Annotated in this window: 8 protein-coding genes; all 8 read left to right on the top strand. The window is 65.8% G+C overall.

Annotation, left to right across the window (positions count from 1 at the left end):
- Nucleotides 1-510 precede the first annotated feature (510 nt).
- The 8 genes from CX676_RS12760 (at nucleotide 511) to CX676_RS12725 (ending at nucleotide 18341) form a co-directional block, all read left to right on the top strand.
- Nucleotides 511-6897 carry a hypothetical protein gene (locus CX676_RS12760; protein WP_157935924.1) on the top strand — a complete coding sequence of 2129 codons (6387 nt, stop codon included), beginning with the start codon at nucleotides 511-513 and terminating at the stop codon, nucleotides 6895-6897.
- Nucleotides 6898-6988: 91 nt separating this feature from the next.
- The gene (tssK, locus tag CX676_RS12755; protein WP_101752963.1) at nucleotides 6989-8323 is read left to right on the top strand and encodes a type VI secretion system baseplate subunit TssK; all 1335 of its coding nucleotides are present in this window, start codon (nucleotides 6989-6991) and stop codon (nucleotides 8321-8323) included.
- A complete protein-coding gene (gene tssL / locus CX676_RS12750; RefSeq protein WP_101752962.1) occupies nucleotides 8323-10047 on the top strand; it encodes a type VI secretion system protein TssL, long form in 1725 nt (574 codons plus the stop codon). The genes tssK and tssL overlap by 1 nt, the downstream gene beginning before the upstream one ends.
- A 35-nt stretch (nucleotides 10048-10082) precedes the next feature.
- On the top strand, nucleotides 10083-13673 hold the full coding sequence (gene tssM, locus CX676_RS12745; protein WP_232816446.1) for a type VI secretion system membrane subunit TssM: 3591 nt from the start codon (nucleotides 10083-10085) through the stop codon (nucleotides 13671-13673).
- A 16-nt stretch (nucleotides 13674-13689) separates the two neighbouring features.
- On the top strand, nucleotides 13690-14424 hold the full coding sequence (gene tagF, locus CX676_RS12740) for a type VI secretion system-associated protein TagF (protein ID WP_101752961.1): 735 nt from the start codon (nucleotides 13690-13692) through the stop codon (nucleotides 14422-14424).
- The gene (locus CX676_RS12735; protein WP_101752960.1) at nucleotides 14408-15172 is read left to right on the top strand and encodes a PP2C family protein-serine/threonine phosphatase; all 765 of its coding nucleotides are present in this window, start codon (nucleotides 14408-14410) and stop codon (nucleotides 15170-15172) included. The genes tagF and CX676_RS12735 overlap by 17 nt, the downstream gene beginning before the upstream one ends.
- Nucleotides 15169-17148 carry a serine/threonine-protein kinase gene (locus CX676_RS12730; RefSeq protein WP_157935923.1) on the top strand — a complete coding sequence of 660 codons (1980 nt, stop codon included), beginning with the start codon at nucleotides 15169-15171 and terminating at the stop codon, nucleotides 17146-17148. The genes CX676_RS12735 and CX676_RS12730 overlap by 4 nt, the downstream gene beginning before the upstream one ends.
- 161 nt (nucleotides 17149-17309) lie before the next feature.
- Nucleotides 17310-18341 carry a substrate-binding domain-containing protein gene (locus tag CX676_RS12725; protein ID WP_101752958.1) on the top strand — a complete coding sequence of 344 codons (1032 nt, stop codon included), beginning with the start codon at nucleotides 17310-17312 and terminating at the stop codon, nucleotides 18339-18341.
- The last annotated feature ends 17 nt before the right edge of the window (nucleotides 18342-18358 follow it).

The raw sequence follows: 18358 nt of genomic DNA, 5'->3' as shown, positions 1-18358 counted from the left end.
ATCGATTTCCTGCGACGCAGTGGCGCAGCACCCTGCGCAGATTCGGCCCGGGCGGCCAAAAGCTGCCCTTTTCGACAGATTTTTGTCGATTGACTTGCCGAAAATGCTCTGGTCAAGCGGGATATGATTTGATTTTTATGTTTCTGTGGATAGCAAGCGCGCAAGTCTTGATGCGCAAGGACGAGTAATATGGTTGTTTGGTTTTCGCGCCCCCATGATCGCATGGTGGCCAAAGGGTTCCGCTGGTCGCATTTCCGCCAGAGTACCGCGCTGATCGGCGCGACCTTGCTGTTCTGCCTTGCCGGGGTCGGCGCAGAGGCAGATACGCTTTATTACAACCATGGGAGCAATGGTGTCTCCGAAGGGCTACAACCCCTACCAGAGACGGGCGGCATCTGGTCACTGAGTTCGAATGATCGGAACTGGGTTGAGGGTAATGGCGAAGATTATTCGAGTGTAAACAGGTCGTTCGACAACCGGAGCGATCCGCTAAGGCATGATGTCTATTTCTTGACTGCCGATGACGGGCTTGTCGAAATCGAAATCGACGGTGGGATCCGCGCTGACGATATGTTCATCGCCGACGGGAGCTTCGAGTTCAACGACGAGAATGACCGGTATGGTAGCATTGATGCCGAGACGCTGACAATCAGGGCGCCGGGCATCCTCTATCTCGACGCCAATTTGACCATCGAAGCGGCGACCACCGTCCAGGGTTCCCTTTTTATTAGGGACAACACGACCTTGACCCTGACCGATCTTCGCGATGGGACCGAAAACGCGTTGGTCGTCAATGGCGGAAGCTTCACTCTTGATGGAACGGTCGATGGGGGCGTTACGATCAACGCGAACAGCCAGCTGGTTTTTGGGGACACTGCCATCATCACCGGCACGCTAACTCTCAATGCAACGACCTTCACGGGCGCCGGGCAATTGGGTCGACTGATTGTCGGCGAGGATTCCAGTGTAACTTTTGGTGGTGCCTCGGCCGAAGTGGATGGCGCGGTCGAGAATGCCGGGACCTTAACCCTTGGCGCCGGCAGCTACGGCGGCACGCTGTCCAACAGCGGAACGCTTGTTCTTGCCAGCGACGTGGCCTTCGCCGATGCCAATTCCTCCGACACGTTGGACGGCGAGAATCTGGCCGGCGCGACCATCCGCGTCAACAGCGGCAACCATACCCTGTCCTTCGTCCAGAATTTCCAGAACGACGGAACGCTGGAAAGCCTGGGCGCCGGCAATTCGCTGACCATCGAGGCGGGGTTGCTGACGCTGAACCAGAGCACGGTGATCTCGGGCAATGTCATCCTGTCGGGGGCAATCCGCAACCTGACCGATCTCGATCTTGTCCATGTGCCGGTGCTTGGGGGCGATATCACCAATGCCGTTGACGCAACCGCGACGGTGACCAGCGATGTGGACGGCAACGGGCATGATTTCACCAACGTCGGCACCTTGCTGGTGGCGGGCGGTGATCTGACCGGGCTTGCCAGCCTGGAGAATACCGGCTTCCTCCAGGTTGCCACGGGACAGGCGCTCGGCGCGACCACGATCTCGCATGACGCCGGCACGCTGACCAGCCAGGGCACGCTTGCGGGCAGGATCACCTCCTCCGCGACCGCCCTGATCCAGGGCCGGGTCGACGGGCGCTTCGAGGTTGCGGGTGGCGTGACCACCATCACCGGCGCGCTGACCGCGACCGGGGGAGATGACAGCCGTTCGCTCGTCGTCCGTTCCTCGGGCGAATTGGTCATTGCCGACGACACCAACGTGACGACGGATATTCTGGTCAATGACGGTCGGCTGGTTCTGGGAACAGCGGCCTCTGGAACGACCGATACCGTCATCAGTGGCAATGTCATCAACTCGGGCGAGATGAGCGGCGAAGGGCGGATCACCGGGAACCTGACCCTTGCCGGCGACAGCGCCACGGATTTCACCGGCATGTTGCTGAGCGTCGATGGCACGCTGATCAACGATCTCGATTCTGCCGTCTTCCTGCGCGATTTTGTCGGCGTGACCTTTGGCTCGGTCGGCAACCTCGGCAACCTGACCATCGCCGATGCCATCACCTCGGATGTATTCAACTACGTCGGTGGCACAATGAGGGTCAACGCGGCGATCACCGGCGATCTCGCCAGCCACGGGGCAACCACGCTGAACAGCGAGGTGATCGGCCAGTTGCGGGTTGTGAACGGCACCACCAGTATTGGTCCGAATGTCGCGGGCGGCCCGGTCCTGGTCGGCGGCGGTACGAACCGGGAACTGCCCGTGTTCGCGGATGGCGTGCTGCTGGTCAACAATGGCGACCTGACCTCGTCGGGCGCGGTCCGGGCCGCCGGACAGATCCGGGTGTCGCAGCCCCAGACCCTGACCACCCCGCGCCTGATCATCACCGGCGACAGCGGCAGCTGGGTCCGGGGTACGGTGGCGGGCGCCATCACCGTCGCGGCCACTGGCCGGCTGGAGCTGAATGGCGGGATCGTCACCGAACTGGTCACCAATGCCGGACGGTTGGACGGGGCCGACACGACCGGCCGGACTGTCCGCCTGCAGGGCGGGTTGCAGAACAGCGGCGTGGTGCGGATGTCCTCACCGGGCCGCCCGGTCATCATCACCGGTTCACTGCGCAACGAGGCCGCGGGCGATGCCGAGATCATCGGCAATGTAACCGCCACCGACGACGCAAATGCCAGTGTCGTCAACCTGGGCGAGCTGACCATCACCGGCAATATCGACGGCGCGGCCACGAACAGCGGCCTGCTGACCCTGAACGGGAACGCGTTCCGTCTGGACAACAACCTGAACGGCACCGCGACGGTGAACGGCACAATTGGTGTTGCCGGCACGCCGGCTGCCTTCGATGTCGTCAACCGCGGCACCTTCAACCTGGACGGCACGATTGCCAACAGCCTGCAGAATATCGGTACGGCGACGATCGACGGCACGATCAACGGCAATGCCGTGAACACCGGTACGCTGAACCTCGCCGGCAATGTCGGGTTGCAGCTGCAGAACAACGGCGCGGGCGCGACGCTGAACATCATCGAGGACAGCCGGGCCGCCGAACTGGTCAATACCGGCACGGTCAACGTTCGCGCGGACCGGAGCCTCGATCTGACCAGTGGTCAGCTGACCAACGGCAGCGGTGCGAACCTGAACATCTATGGCACGGTCGAGACCTCGGCCCCCTCGGGTGTGCTGGCAGTGCAGAATGACGCGGGCGGCAGGCTGACCCTTGCCAATGGCGGCACGATCTCGGGCAACCTGACCAATGCCGGGATCGCCGGGATTGCCGGCCAGGTGACGGGCAGCGTCGTCAACAATGGCACGGGGGTCATGAGCCTGCGGGACGGTGCCCAGATCGACGGTGGCCTGAACAACCAGGCCAACGTGACAGTTGTCGCCGGGGCGACGGCCACGGTGCAGGGCGGCACGACCAACCAGGGCAGCCTTGGCGTCGAAGGCAGGCTGGAGTCGAATCTGGTGAATGCTGCGGGCGGCACGCTCGCGATCACCGCCGGGCGGGTTGTCGGCACGGTTCGCAATCTCGCGAATGCCAGCATCATCAGCAGCGGTACGATCGAGGGCGATGTAACGAATGCGGGCACCTATTCGACGGACCTGTTCAGTGAGGTCCAAGGCGACTTCACCAATGACGGCCTGCTGACCCAGTCGCGGAACAACTCGCAAATATCGGTGACGGGAACCATCACCAATAACGGAACGATCAGCGCCGGCAGCTTTGCCGATGCCACGATCCGGATCAATGCCGAGACCTATGTCAACAATGGCACGACCGAGGGCAGCATCATTCTCGACGCCAATATCGGCAACGTCGATCAACTGATCTTTCGCGGGAACAGCCAGCTTCTGGGCGACCTGACCAACCAGGACAACGGCGTCGTCCGGGTCTGGGGCAACGTGACCGGGACCGGCGACAATACCGTCATCAACAACGGCGTGTTCGATGTCTCGGACATTGGCGCCCTGACCAATGTCGATACCATCACCAATTACGACCAGTTCCTGATCGCCGCTGGTGGCCGGGTTCAGGCCAACAGCTTCATCAATGCCGACGGGCTTCTGTCCAATGGCGGCCGGATCGAGGCCGATCTCGCCAACCGCTCGGGTGCCGAGTTGCGCTCGACCGGGACCATCGCCGGTGACCTGACCAATGCCGGCCTTGCGGCCCTGGCGGGGCGTGTCGAGGGTACGCTGCTCACGACGGCTGCCGGCAACACCACCGTTTCGGGCGCGCTTGCGGTGACCGGTCCGCTGCGGAACGACGGCATGATGCAGATTGCGCAGGGCGCGAGGCTGACATCGACTCAGACCGTAGTGAATGGAAGCACCGGCACCCTGACGGCGCAGGGCGCGATCACCGGCACCGTGCTGAACTATGGAACGGCGCAGCTCTTCGGCGGCCTGACCGGCAATCTGAACAATGCCGGCGAGGCGCTGCTGGCGGGCGCGATCAGCGGTGCGCTGGTCAATAACAGCACCGATGCAAGCTCGGTTGTCCGTATCCGCGACAGCCTGCAGGCCGGCTCGGTCAACAACCAGAGCGGCATGTTCGTGGTCGGTGCGGGCCGCAGCCTGACCGTCCAGAACCAGTTCCAGAATGGTAGCGACGGTGCCCTGACCATTGCCGGCACGGTTAATCTCGGTTCCGACCAACCGCTCTCCAATGCCTCGGGCGCGCGAATGGCGATGCTGGACGGTTCGACGCTCAACGGCGATCTGCTGAACGACGGTCGGGCCAATCTGGCTGGCACGGTCGATGGCTCGGTGCTGAACCGGGAAAGCATGACCGGCGCGGGGCTGATTTCCGGCAGCCTGACCAACCAAGGCGGCACATTCGACACGGGTGGCAATTTGGTCGTCAACGGCGCAGTCATCAACCAACGCGCGCCGTTGACCGGGGGGACGTCGCAGGGAGGCATGGCGCAGCGCGCCGCGCCGGGCGATCCTGCCATGCTGCGGGTCAACGCGAATACCACACTGACGGCGCGCGGCGGCGTGACCAATGACGCTTATTCGACCGTCGAGGTCGATGGCACGCTGAACGGCAACCTTGCCAATGATGGCCGGTTCAGCCTGACCAATCGCCTGAACGGATCGCTGTTGAACCGCGGAACGGCCGAGCTTGAAGGCGAGATCAGCCGAGACGTGAGCTTCCGTGCAGGCAGCATCGCGCTGACCGGCGATCTGACCGTCGGTGGCACCTTCGACGCCTTCCAGGACTTCACCATTGCAAGTGGCCGGACCCTGACCACCGACCTCTACAACAACAATGCGGAACAACGGCTGACCGTCAATGGACGCCTGGCCGGCGCGGTGCGCAACGCCGGGATCATCGATGCCGGCGATGGCGTCTCGATCGGCAGCCTCACAAACGAGGGCACGGTTCTGGTCGGCAGCGCCCTGAACATCCAGGGATCGCTGGTCAACAATGGCCGGATGAACCTGCAAAACACCAATGTCGGGGATGTTCTGACCGTCAATGGCGGCGCTGGCGGGAACGGCGTTTATGCCCTTGATATCGACATCAACGGCAATGGTGGCACCGGGACCTCGGACCGGATCGTCGTTCGCGGCGGTGCGGTCACCGGCTCGGTCCTGCTCAGCTTCGACGCGGGCAATATCGAGGCGCCAAGCGACGCATCCCGCCGCATCCTGGTTTTCGACGTGGATGGCAGCCGGGGCGCGGATAACAGCTTCACCTTCGCGGCCGAGAACCTGCCGCAGGCCAGCGAGCGGATCATCTACGCGCTGGTGCGCGACGGCCAGAGCGGGGACATCTATGTCACCGACACGATCAACCCGGCGTTGGGCGCGCTGGCCGGCAACCTGGCGCTGACCCAGAGCCTGATCGGCTCGGTGGTGAACCGCCCGACCAGTCCCTTCGTGCCGGGTCTTGCCACCGATGCCGGCGACAAGAAATGCGGTCCCGGTGCCTGGGCCCGGGCCGTCGCCGGTCACGCCAGCGCCACCGGTCAGAGCCAGAGCGGCGAGGTCACGGCTGCCAGCGAGATTGAGGCGAATTACCGCGGTCTGCAGTTCGGTGGCGATCTCGCCTGTTTCGAGAACAGCGTGCAGGGCTGGAACGTGGCGGTCGGTGTACTGGGCGGGGTCAACGACGGGTCGACCACGCAGCCCGTCTTCATCAACAACTCGACCGATCCGAACAGCACCAGCGGGCTGCTGACCAGCATCAACCGCGGCGATTTCCGCCAAGTCTATGCCGGGATCTATGCCACGGCGACCCGTGACCGGCTGAGCCTCGACCTGCAGGTGCGCCGCGAGCGGACCGAGTTCACGATCGACAACCAGCCGGTTGGCGACAATGACGGCCTGCGGCTGGCGACGCCGGATTTCGACAGCAACGCCACCACCATCAGTGGATCGCTGAGCTATGCCTATGATCTGCCGCGGGATGGCTGGATGTTCGTGCCGACGGCGGGCTTTGCCTTCTCGAACCTCTCGGTCGAGAAGATCACCTTCACCACCGGTGACACGTTGCAGATCGAGGACAGCAAGAACCGTGTCGGCTTCATCGGCGGCACCCTGTCCAAGACCTTCGTCAACCCCGCCAAGAACTCGGCGATCTATGCCTTCGGAACGGCGACGATCTACAAGGACTTCGCGAGCGACACGAATTCGATCTACACCATGGTCGGCTCTGACGGCTCGGTGGTCCGCACCGACAACCTGTCGTCCAGCAACCTCGGCACCTATGGCGAGCTGAGCCTTGGGGCGAATTACCTGAAGGTGCTGGATACGGGTAGGGCGGGAGCACCGCGCCAGTTCAACGCCTCGATCCGGGTCGATGGCCGGACCGGTGACGTGCTGGACAGCTATGGCGTGACGGCGCAGCTGCGGTTCCAGTTCTAGGAACGATGATGTGGCAGGGGGGTTGACCCTGCGCGCCGGGTGGCGGAACCTGCGCCGCGCCCGGCGCTGATACAATCATACGGGGAAATTCATGTCCTGGTTCAGCAAGGTCGCCTGGAAGGAAGGGCTGTTTCTGCAGCCCCAGCATCTGCAACAGGCCGACCGCTATCTCGAGAACCTCGTCCGCGCGCGGACCGATGTGATTACGCCCTATCCATGGGGCGTGGCCGAGATGCAGATCGATCGCGACATGGCCCAGCAGGGCCGCATCGGGCTGCGCGCCGTCACCGGCATCATGCCCGACGGCACGCCCTTCGATGCGCCCGGCACCGGCCCGCTGCCCGTGGCGGTTGAAGTGCCCGATGACGCTGCCGGCAGCTTCGTCTGGCTGACACTGCCCGATGTCTCGCCCAATACCCGCGATGCCGCACCGCTGGACGATCAGGGCGCCACGACACGCTGGGGCGTGGTGGCCGAGACCGTGGGCGACAGCGCCAGCAGCGCCCGGATCGAGCAGGTGCTGGAACTCGCGGTGCCGCGGCTGGAACTGGCGGTGCGCAAGACGCCCCGCCCCGGCTACCAGAACCTGCGACTGGCGCGGATCACCGAGGTGCGCGACGGCGTGGTCAGCTTTGACGACACCATCCCGCCGCCGGTGCTGGTGCTGGCCGGGCACCCGCAGGTGCTGGGCTGGCTCACCCGCGTCATCGGCTGGATCGAAGCGCGGCTGGAAACCTTGGCCCGCTATGCCAGCGACCCCTCGGCGGGCGGGGGGATGCAAGCCTCTGATTACCTGATGCTGATGTGCCTCAACCGCGAGATCGGCGTGCTCAGGCATCTTAACAGCATCCATGCCATCCATCCCGAGCGGCTGTATGAGCGGCTGGTGGGTCTGGCCTGCGAGTTGGCCACCTTCGACAATGGCAGCCGCCTGGCGCCGGTCTATGCGGCCTATGATCATGGCGATCTGAAGGCCAGCTTCACCCCGGTGGTGCAGGACATCCAGCGGCTCCTCAGCCGCGACATCGGCCGGGCGATCCGTCTGAAGCTGCGGCAGGTGCGGCAGAACAGCTATATCGCGCAGGTGGACGACCGGAACCTGTTCCGCGAGGCGACCTTCGTGGTCGAGGTTGAAAGCGCCAAGCCGCAGGGGCAGGTGCAGGCGCAGTTCCCCGAACTGTGCAAGGTCGGCCCGAACACGCGGATGAACGAGATCGTCAACAACAACCTGCCGGGCATCCCCCTGCAGCACCTGCCGAACCCGCCCCGGCAGATCCGGGTCCTGTCCTCGAATGTCTATTTCCGGCTGGAAAAGAACGCCGCTCTCTGGCGCGAGTTTTCCACCGCACCCGCCATCGGCATGCATTTCGCCGGTGACTGGCCCGAGCTGAAGCTCGAGCTTTGGGCCATTCCGGAGAAGGGCTGATGGCCGGGCGCGACGACGAAAAGACGGTCTTCGGCGGCCCGCTGCCGGGCGCAGGGGCGCGCAAGGACCAGACCCGCGCCCCGCGTGATGACAGCCCCTTCGGCCGCGAGACGCCCCTGCGCGGGATGGATACGGGCGGCGATGACCGCACCGTCATCGGCGGCCCGCTGCCCTCGCTCGGGCGTCCCGGCGCGGGGGGCGGCCAGTCGGGATCGCCCTTCGATCAGCGTCCATCGCCCTCGGACTGGGACCGGCCGCGCCCCGCGCCGCCATCGCAGGGCTGGCCGGCGCAGCGGCCGGAATCCGGCAATACCTGGATCGGCGGGCCGCAGCAGCCGGCCTATCCGCCGCAGCAGCCCTATCAGCCCGCCCAGCAGGGCTGGTCCGGTCAGGCCCCCGGTTATGGCAATATCGGCAGCGCCGCCGGTGGTGATCGGGGCTTTTTCCCCGACATTCCGCGTGACCGTGCCGGGCAGGCCGCGCCGATGCAGGGTCCGAAGATCCCGCTGCAACAGGCGTTGCAGGTCAAGGGGCTGGGCAAGGGCGCCTCGACCAACCCGATCCTTGCCGCCGCCGCGCCGCTGCTGATCCTGCTCGGGCGGCTGCGCACCGGGCTCGTGGAGATGCAGGCCGCGCCGCTGATGGATCACGTTACACGCGAGATCGACCAGTTCGAGCGCAACCTGCTGTCCCACGGCGTGAACCCGCACGAGGCGGCGGTGTCGAAATACATCCTCTCGGGCACGGCGGATGATATCGTCCAGAACCTGCCCGGCGCGGATCGCGGCGACTGGCTGCAATATTCGATGGTCGCGCGCTTCTTCGGCAAGCGCGATTCCGGTGTCGGCTTCTTCCAGGAGACCGAGAAGGCGATGCAGGTGCCGGGGCAATCCTATAACCTCCTGGGCCTGATCCTGACCTGTCTGAACCTCGGTTTCGAGGGCCAGTACCGCACCCTGCCGAATGGCGCGGTGGACCTGTCGCGCATCCGCAATGCCATCTACGAAACCCTGCGCCGGGTGACGCCGCGCCCGGACGAGGATATCGCGGTCACCTGGGCACCGGTGGTGCAGGGAAAGGGCCGGCGCTTCGCCGCTGTCTCGGTGCCGGCGATCCTTGGCGGGGCGGCGATCCTGCTGCTGGGCAGCTATGCGCTGCTCTCGACCCTTATCAACCGCGATGGCGCGGCGGCGGCCGAGGCGCTGAGGGCGCTGCATCCCGGCAATGCCATCATTGCCATCGAGCGCACGCCGGGTCCGGTCTATGTCGCCAGCCAGGCGCAGCTTGACCGCATCCGTGAGGCCTTCGCCGCCGAGATTGCCGACGGGCTGATCAGCGTCGATGAAAAGGGCGACTACATCGCCATCCGTGTCGGCAACCAGCTTCTCTTCGACAGCGGCAAATCCGACGTGCGCGAGGAATTTGCCCCGCTGGCCGCCCGCATCACCGAGGTGCTGAATGCCGAGGGCGGGCCGGTGCTGATCCAGGGCTATACCGACAACGTGCCCCTGCGCGGCACCGGGCGGTTCAAGAACAACGAGGAGCTGTCGGCGGCCCGGGCGCAATCCGTGACCGATGCGCTGACCGGCACCATCGACGATGCCGCGCGCTTCCGCGTCGAGGGCAAGGGCGAGGCCGACGCGGTGGCCGACAACGCCACCGAGGAGGGCCGGGCCCAGAACCGCCGGGTCGAGATCATGCTGGCCAAGGAGGGCACCTATTGAGGCTGTTCGGCATCATCCCGCTGCCCCGGATGCGCATGAGAAACCAGCCCTGGCTGCGCGTGGTGCTGACGATCCTCGGCCTGATCCTCTTCGCCGTGGCGGTCTGGATCGGCCTGCCGATGACCGGATGGGCCACCGGCTCGACCATCTGGTTCCGCGCCACCGTCATCGGTGTCGTCTGGGGCATCTTCTTCCTCGTCTGGTTCATCCGCTGGCGCCGTCGCGTCCGCGCCGCCCGCGAGATCGAGGCCGCGCTGGTCCCCGAGATCCCCAAGGGCGACGGCAAGGAACTGGCAGAGCGGATGGAAACCGCGCTCGCCACGCTGAAGAAATCGGGCGGCGCCTCCTATCTCTATGACCTGCCCTGGTATGTCATCATCGGCCCGCCCGGCGCCGGCAAGACCACCGCGCTGGCGAATTCCGGCATCGAGTTCCCGCTGTCGCAGGCCGAGGCGATCTCGGGCTTCGGCGGCACCCGCTATGCCGATTTCTGGTTCTCCGAGGATGCGGTGCTGATCGACACCGCCGGGCGCTATACCACGCAGGACAGCGACGCCGAGGCCGACAAGGCCAGCTGGGACGCCTTCCTGGAGCTGCTGAAGAAATCCCGCCCGAACCGGCCGATCAACGGCATCATCCTGTCCTTCTCGGTCGAGGACATGATGACCGAGGAACCCGCCAGCCTTGCCCGCCATGCCGAGACCGTGCGCGCCCGGCTGGCCGAGGTGCATGAGGTGCTGAAGGTTGATTTCCCGGTCTATGTGATGTTCACCAAGGCCGACCTGATCGCCGGCTTCCGCGAATATTTCGCCTCGTTCAGCCTCAACCGCCGTAAGCTGGTCTGGGGCGCGACCTTCCAGACCGAGGACCGCAAGGCGATCACCGTCGAGGCGGTCCCGGCCGAGTTCGACAAGCTGGTCTCGCGCCTGTCGGACGAGGTGATCGACCGGCTGAACGAGGAACCCGACGGCATTTCCCGCATCGCCATCTTCGGCCTGCCCGGCCAGATGGCGCTCTTGCGCGACAACGTGACCGATTTCCTGCGCCGGGTGTTCGAACCGACGCGCTACAAGTCGAACGCCATCCTGCGCGGCTTCTATTTCACCTCGGGCACGCAAGAGGGCACGCCCATCGATCAGGTGCTCGGGGCGATGAACAAGGCGGGCGGCGGCGTCAGCTTCCAGCCGAGCTTCATGTCCGGCAAGGGCAAAAGCTATTTCATCCACGACCTTCTGCGCCGGGTGATCTTTGCCGAACAGGGCTGGGTCAGCCTTGACCAGAAGGCGGTGCGCCGCTCGATGATCCTGCGCGGGCTGGCCTTTGGCGCGATTGCTGCGGTGACGCTGGCGGCGCTGACCGGCTTTGGCGTCAGCTATTGGAAGAACTACCGGCTGGTGAACACCGCCGAGGCCGAGACTGCCGCCTATGCCACCGCCGTCTCGCAGGAATTGCAGCGTCAGGTCATCACCGACCCCGACCTGACGCCGGTCCTGCCGCTGCTGAATGATCTGGCCGGCATCCCCGCCGGCCTCGGCCAGCCGGGCTTCTGGGAACGCTTCGGCCTTGGCCAGCGCACCCGTGTGGTCTCCGCCGCCAGTGACGCCTATTCCGACGCGCTGGAGCGGATGATGCGGCCGCGCATGATCCTTGATCTGGAACAGCAGATTCCGCAGATCATCCGCGATGGCGAGACGACGGCGATCTATCGCGCGCTGAAGGTCTATCTGCTTCTGGGCGGGCAGGGCGAGCGCACCGATGACGATGCGATCAAGACCTGGTTCGACGCTCGCTGGCGCGATCTCTATACCGACCGCGCCGGGATCGACATGCGCGATCAGCTGGGCGGGCATCTGGCCGCCATGCTGGCGATGGACAGCGACCGCAACCTGCTGGTCGATATCGATCAGGCGACGGTCGATGCCGCGCGGCAGGCGATTGCCCAACTGCCGGTCGATGAACAGGCCTATGCCATCCTGCAGGACGGGGTTGCGGCCTCGGGCCTGCCCGACTGGTCGCTCATCGATGCGACCGACCCGAATGGCGACATGGTCTTTGCCACCCGCGACGGCACCGAGCTGGCGAACATGATCGTCCCGGCCATGTATACCTATGAGGGCTTCTGGTCCTATTTCTATCCGGGTCTGGAAGAGGTCGGGCAGAAGTTGCGCGACGATCAATGGGTGCTGGGCGATCTGGCACAGCGGGCCGAGATCGAGGAGCGGCTGAACCGTCTCGACCGAGACCTGATGGAACGCTATCGCCGCGATTTCAAATCGGCCTGGGACAAGGTGCTGAACAACCTCGCGCTGACCAATCTCTCGGGTGACAAGCCGCGCTACCAGGTGCTCGAAGCCGCGGTTTCGGCCAGCGCCTCGCCGATCCTGGCGCTGGTCAAGGCGGTCGATGACGAGACGCGGCTGACCCGCGAGTTCGAGGGGCTGGACGGGATGACCCCGGAACAGCTTGCTGCGGCGGGCGGCGAGGGCGGCACGGCGGGCGAGGTGGGCAGCGATGTCGGCAATGCCATCGGCGACCGCATCCGCAGCCGCTCGACCGGGGTGCAGCGCATCCTGCTGGACGCGGCGGCCAACAATGCCAAGTCGCAGACCAGCGCCCTCGGCGGCGCGGGTGGCGGCGGGCAGCGCGAAAGCGCCGTGCGCCCGATCGAACTGATCGCGGAAGACTTTGAGAACTGGCACGAGATCCTGCGCGGCGAGGTCGGCAAGCGCCCGATCGACACGCTTCTGGGCAATCTCGGCGCGGTCTGGCAGAACCTGCGTCTGGCCGAGCAGAGCCCCGACCAGTCGGCTGCCGTCCTGCCCTCGCTTCTGAACAGCCTCACCCAGTATAACAGCCAGCTGCCGCAGCAACTGGCCGGTCTGGTGAACGAGGCCGAGGGCGATTTCCAGGAGGATGCCAGCGACGCCAGCCTCGAGCAGATGAACCGGGCGCTGGCCGATGACATCACCTTCTTCTGCCGCGAGAACATCACCTCGGCCTATCCCTTCGGCTCCTCGGCGCGCAGCCTGTCGATCGACAATTTCGCCCGCTTCTTCGGACCGGGCGGCGACATGGACCGCTATTTCACCGAATATCTCGAGCCCTATGTCGAACGCAGCCCCGACGGCTTGCGCTATCGTCAGGACAAGCCGCTGGCCGGGCGCATGTCCACCGCCGCGCTGCTGCAGTTCCAGCGCGCCGAGATGATCCGTCAGGCCTTCTTTGCCAGCGGCGGCACCACGCCTTCGGTGCAGATCACCGTGACGCAGGTCGATGCCCATCCGACGGTCGAAAGCGCCATGCTGTCGATCAATGACGCGATCATCCCCACCGTCACCGGCTCGCTGCCGCAAACCGTCACCTGGCCTAACACCGGCAAGGCCACGGTGCTGCAGCTCAGCCCGGCGCTGAACACCGCCTCGCAGCTGCGCTTCGAGGGCAGCGCCTGGACCTTCATGCAGCTGCTGGACGCCGCCAGTTCTGCCAACCAGACGGGCGACACGCTGCGCGCGACCTTTGTGGTCGGCGGGCGTTCGATTACCTACGATTTCACCATCAACGCGGTGAAGAATCCCTTTACCATGGCCGAACTGCGACAGTTCGAGTGCCCGCAAAGCCTCGAATAGGGAAACAGGAGCGGCGATGGCGGCACCCGGCATCTATGGCAAGCATCCCGGCTTCGGCGATTTCATATCGGCCGACCTGCCGGAGCTGGCCGATCGCGAGTTGGTGCCGTGGATGACCGGTCTTTTGGCCGAGACCCGCAAGGGGCTGGGCGAGGATTGGGAGCCGGTCTGGGACGTGGCCCTGCCGCTGCGCTTCTGGATCGGCGGCGCGATCTGGGGCGGGCCGCATCTGAAGGGCGTGGCACGGCCAAGCCGCGACCGCGTGGGCCGCCGCTTTCCGCTGATCGCCGTGGCCGAGACCGCTGATGCGCCGCCGGTGCAGCACCCGGATCAGGACTTCTACCAGGTGACCGAGGCCGCGCTGGCGGGCGAAGTCACCTCGGCCAGCGCGCTGCGCGAGCAACTGGCGGCGCATTTGGGCGACGCGACGGGGGCGGTGGATGTGGCACCGGCGGCGACCTTCTGGGCCGCCAATCCGGCGCTGGACGTGGCCGACCTGCTGGGCCAGATCGAGGCCACCGACCGGCAGCGGGCGGCGGCGGCGCGCAGCTATTGGTGGACAGGGGCGACCGAGGGGCGCGCCAGCGCCGTGCTGGCCTGCGACGGGCTGCCGCGCGCTGGCGAGTTGGCATGGCTTCTGGCCGGTGTGCCGGCTGAAGCGCGGGTCGGGACAGAGACCCCGTTGCAAATCCCGCCGGCAGAGCCGAGGCTGATGGCGAACAGCGAGGACAGGAATGCCGGGCGACAGTGATCTTTTCCTCTTCGACACCGGCGCCGGCAGCGATACCGGCCGGCTGCGCGAGCATAACGAGGACAGCTATCTCAGCCTGCCCTCTGCCGGGGTCTGGGTGGTGGCCGACGGCATGGGCGGGCATCAGGCGGGCGATGTCGCCAGCGCCATCATCACCAGCGAGATCGAAAGCGTCGGCGTGCCGGTCTCGGCGCAGGACCAACGCGCCCGTGTGTCCGAACGGCTGGACCGCGCGCATCACCGCATTCTCGCCCGTTCGGCCGAGATGGGGAACGTCACCATCGGCGCCACCGTCGTCGCGCTGCTGATCCACGAGGCGGGTTTCGTCTGCCTCTGGGCCGGTGACAGCCGCATCTACCTGATGCGGCAAGGCCGGTTGTCCCGGCTGACCGTAGATCACAGCGAGGTGCAGGAACTGCTGTCCTCGGGCATGATCGACGAGGAAGAGGCCCGGCACTGGCCGCGCAAGAACGTCATCACCCGTGCCATCGGCATCCATGACGGGCCGAATTACGAGACCGTCACCGGCAGCGTGCAGCAGGGTGATGTCTTCCTGCTCTGCAGCGACGGGCTGACCGAACATCTGCGCGATGAGGAACTGGCCGAGGTGCTGGCCAGCGACCGCGCCACGGCGCAGCAGATGGTTGACCACCTGATCGACGAGACCCTGCGGCGCGGCGCGCGTGACAATGTCACCTGCCTTGCCGTCCGTTGCCTGCCCCGCGGGGGCGAGGGGCATGACCTTTGAGCGCGGCATCCGATCAGGAGCCTGAGAACGACGGGGACCGCACCCGGATCACCCCGGCGCCCGCACCGGGGGACGAGCGCACCCGGCTGTCAGAGCGGCCGTTGCCGACTCGCTCCGCCACCGCTCCCTTGCCCGAGGTTTCGCTGCAGGGTCCCCTTGCCGACCGCGTGGTCGAGGCGGGGGTTCTCATCAACAACAACTACCGCATCCAGCGGATGCTGTCCGCCGGCGGCATGGGCGAGGTCTACAAGGCCGAGAACGTCTTCACCGGCGACCCGGTGGCGGTCAAGATCGTGCTGCCGAGCCTCGCCAGCGACGACGGCATCATCCAGCTGTTCAAGCGCGAGGCCCGAATCCTCGGCCAGCTGAACGACAGCGCCATCGTCCGTTACCACAATTTCGTGCTGGATCAGGGGCTGAACCGCTATTGCCTGATCATGGAGTACATCGACGGCAATACGCTGTGGGACCAGGTCGACAGCTATGGGCCGATCCCCGGCGATGCGGCGCTGCACCTGATCGGCAGGCTCTCCGAGGGGCTGGCCAAGGCCCATGCGCGCGGCGTCACCCATCGCGATCTCTCGCCCGATAACGTGATGCTGCGCGGCAACCGCATCGAGGACGCGGTGCTGATCGATTTCGGCATCGCCCGAGCGGTGGATTTCGGCGAGGGCACGCTGGCGGGGCGTTTTGCCGGCAAGTTCAAATATGTCTCGCCCGAACAACTGGGCCATTACGGCGGCGAGATCGGCCCGGCGGCCGACATCTATGGCATGGCGCTGATGGTATCAGCCGTGCTGCGCGGCAAGGCGCTGGACATGGGCAGCTCGGCGGTCGAGGCGGTCGAGGCGCGGCGCGGCATTCCCGACCTCTCGGGCCTGCCACACGAGATCTATCCGCTGTTGCAATATATGCTGGAACCCGATCCGCGGGCGCGGCCGGCCTCGATGGAAGACGTGGCGCTAATGGCCGAGGACCCGACGCGCATTCCCCTGCGCTACCGGATGCCGCTCTGGGGCGGGCAGGGGGGCGGGGATCGCGCCACCACCGGCGCCTTGACCGGCCCGATCTCGGTCCATGGAGTCGAAACCACCTCTGACAGTCCCTTCGGCCCTGCGACCCAGCCGGTCGAGCCCCAGACCGCAGAGCCCCAGCCGCGCCGCAAGCTGCCGCTGGTCCCGCTGGCCGCCGCCGGAGTGCTGGTGGCTCTGGCGCTTGGCGGATGGATGGTGCTTGGCAGGGGGGATCAACCGCCGCCGGATGTGGCGGTCACGGGCGGCAGCGAGACCCCGCCCGACGCGGCGATGGTCCTTCCCGCACGCGACCTGACCACGCGCGAGGGGTTTCTGGCCGGCTATGACCTTGGTGCCTGCGCGCATGTGCAGCGGGTCGCCTCGGGTCTCGATGCCGGCAAGCTGGCAGCGGTCGCGGACCGGGTGCTCGATACCGAGCCGCTGGTTGACGCCTATGACACGGCGTTCGGGACAAGGCCCGAGGTGATCGCCAGCCGCATCGATCCCGCGCAATGCGCCGCTGCCGATTTCGTCCGCACCCTGCAAGGCCGAGCCGAGCCGCCGCCGGTCCTGTCGCTTGATGCGCCCAGCCTGCCGGTCGGCGGCACCGTCGCTGGCCGCGTGCGCGAGGCGCAGGGGCGCAGCATCTGGCTGTTCCTTGTCGCCGCCGATGGCGGCTTGCACGACCTCTCCTCGCGGCTGGTGCCGCAAGCGGATGGCAGTTTCACCTTCAGCTTCGGTCTGGCGCTGCAGGACCTGACCGCCGCCAGCCCGCAACTGATCGTGGCCCTGGCCAGTCGCAGCCCACTGGTCGCGCCCACCACCATCGCCGCCGCCGCCCCGGTGGCAACCGTGCTCCCACAGGTGCTGGACGAGATCACCAAGGCCGGCGGATTTGCCGCAGCCGATCTGGCTTTCTTCGCGCTGACTCCACCCGATACCGGGACTATTCCCGAGAACTGACCGGGGCGAATGCCTGCCGTCAGCCTTATGTCCCGGCGCTTTCGCTGCGCTGCGGCGATTGTCATGAAACTGTCACGAGATGGTCGCATAAGCGTCACCACGGGGGGCTAGGTCACGAGACAAGCCGATTCTGGCTCCGCATTGAAGATCAGGAGAGATCCATGAAATCCGTCAAACTCGCCGTTTCGTCGCTGGCGCTCATCGCCGCCTCGGCTGGCATCGCCGCCGCGCGCGATCAGGTTCAGGTGTCCGGCTCGTCGACCGTGCTGCCCTACGCCACCATCGTGGCCGAGGCCTTTGCCGAGAACATGGGCATGCCGGCGCCGGTGGTCGAGGGCGGTGGCTCCTCGGCGGGGCTGAAGCAGTTCTGCGAGGGCGTGGGCGAGAACACCATCGACATCGCCAATGCCAGCCGCCAGATCAAGCCGGCCGAGATCGAGACCTGCAAGGCCAATGGCGTCACGAACATCATTGAGGTTCGCATCGGCTATGACGGCATCGTCTTCGCCAGCGACGTGAACGGTAACGAGTTCGCTTTTACCCCGGCTGACTGGTTCAAGGCGATCGGCGCCAACCAGGTGGTCGACGGCAAATCCGCGCCGAACGCCAACGAGACCTGGGCGCAGGTGAACCCGGAGCTGCCGGACCAGCCGATCCTGGCCTTCATCCCCGGCACCAAGCACGGCACCCGCGAAGTATTCGAGGAAAAGGTGATCCTGAAGGGCTGCGAAGACAGCGGCGCGATGGAGGTCTTTGCGGCCGAGAATGGCGGCGACGAGGACAAGGCAGAGGAGCTGTGCCTCGCCATCCGCGCCGACGGCAAATCGGTCGATATCGATGGCGATTACACCGAGACGCTGGCCCGCATCGAAAGCGACAAGAACGGCATCGGCGTCTTCGGCCTGTCCTTCTACGAGAACAACACCGACAAGCTGAAAGTGGCGACCATGTCGGGCGTCGCGCCCTCGACCGAGACCATCGCCTCGGGCGATTACCCGGTGTCGCGCCCGCTCTACTTCTACGTAAAGAAGGACCATATCGGCACCATCCCGGGCCTGAAGGAATTCGCCGAATTCTTCGTCGCCGACGAGGTTGCCGGCCCCGATGGCCCGCTGGCCGAATATGGCCTCGTCTCGGACCCGGAACTGGCCGCGGTCCAGCAGACCGTCGCCGATGAAGTGACCCTGCCCTGATCCGAACCGGGGCGGGC

Origin of the sequence: Paracoccus zhejiangensis, assembly GCF_002847445.1 — a bacterium.
Taxonomy (GTDB): domain Bacteria; phylum Pseudomonadota; class Alphaproteobacteria; order Rhodobacterales; family Rhodobacteraceae; genus Paracoccus; species Paracoccus zhejiangensis.
Note: the sequence above shows the minus strand (reverse complement) of the source record. Positions and strands in the feature narration are given on the sequence as shown.

Excerpts from the sequence above, each read along its gene's own strand:
- tssK (WP_101752963.1), top strand. The coding sequence starts at position 6,989 with ATGTCCTGGTTCAGCAAGGTCGCCTGGAAGGAAGGGCTGTTTCTGCAG.
- tssL (WP_101752962.1), top strand. The coding sequence starts at position 8,323 with ATGGCCGGGCGCGACGACGAAAAGACGGTCTTCGGCGGCCCGCTGCCG.
- tssM (WP_232816446.1), top strand. The coding sequence starts at position 10,083 with ATGAGAAACCAGCCCTGGCTGCGCGTGGTGCTGACGATCCTCGGCCTG.
- tagF (WP_101752961.1), top strand. The coding sequence starts at position 13,690 with ATGGCGGCACCCGGCATCTATGGCAAGCATCCCGGCTTCGGCGATTTC.
- CX676_RS12735 (WP_101752960.1), top strand. The coding sequence starts at position 14,408 with ATGCCGGGCGACAGTGATCTTTTCCTCTTCGACACCGGCGCCGGCAGC.
- CX676_RS12725 (WP_101752958.1), top strand. The coding sequence starts at position 17,310 with ATGAAATCCGTCAAACTCGCCGTTTCGTCGCTGGCGCTCATCGCCGCC.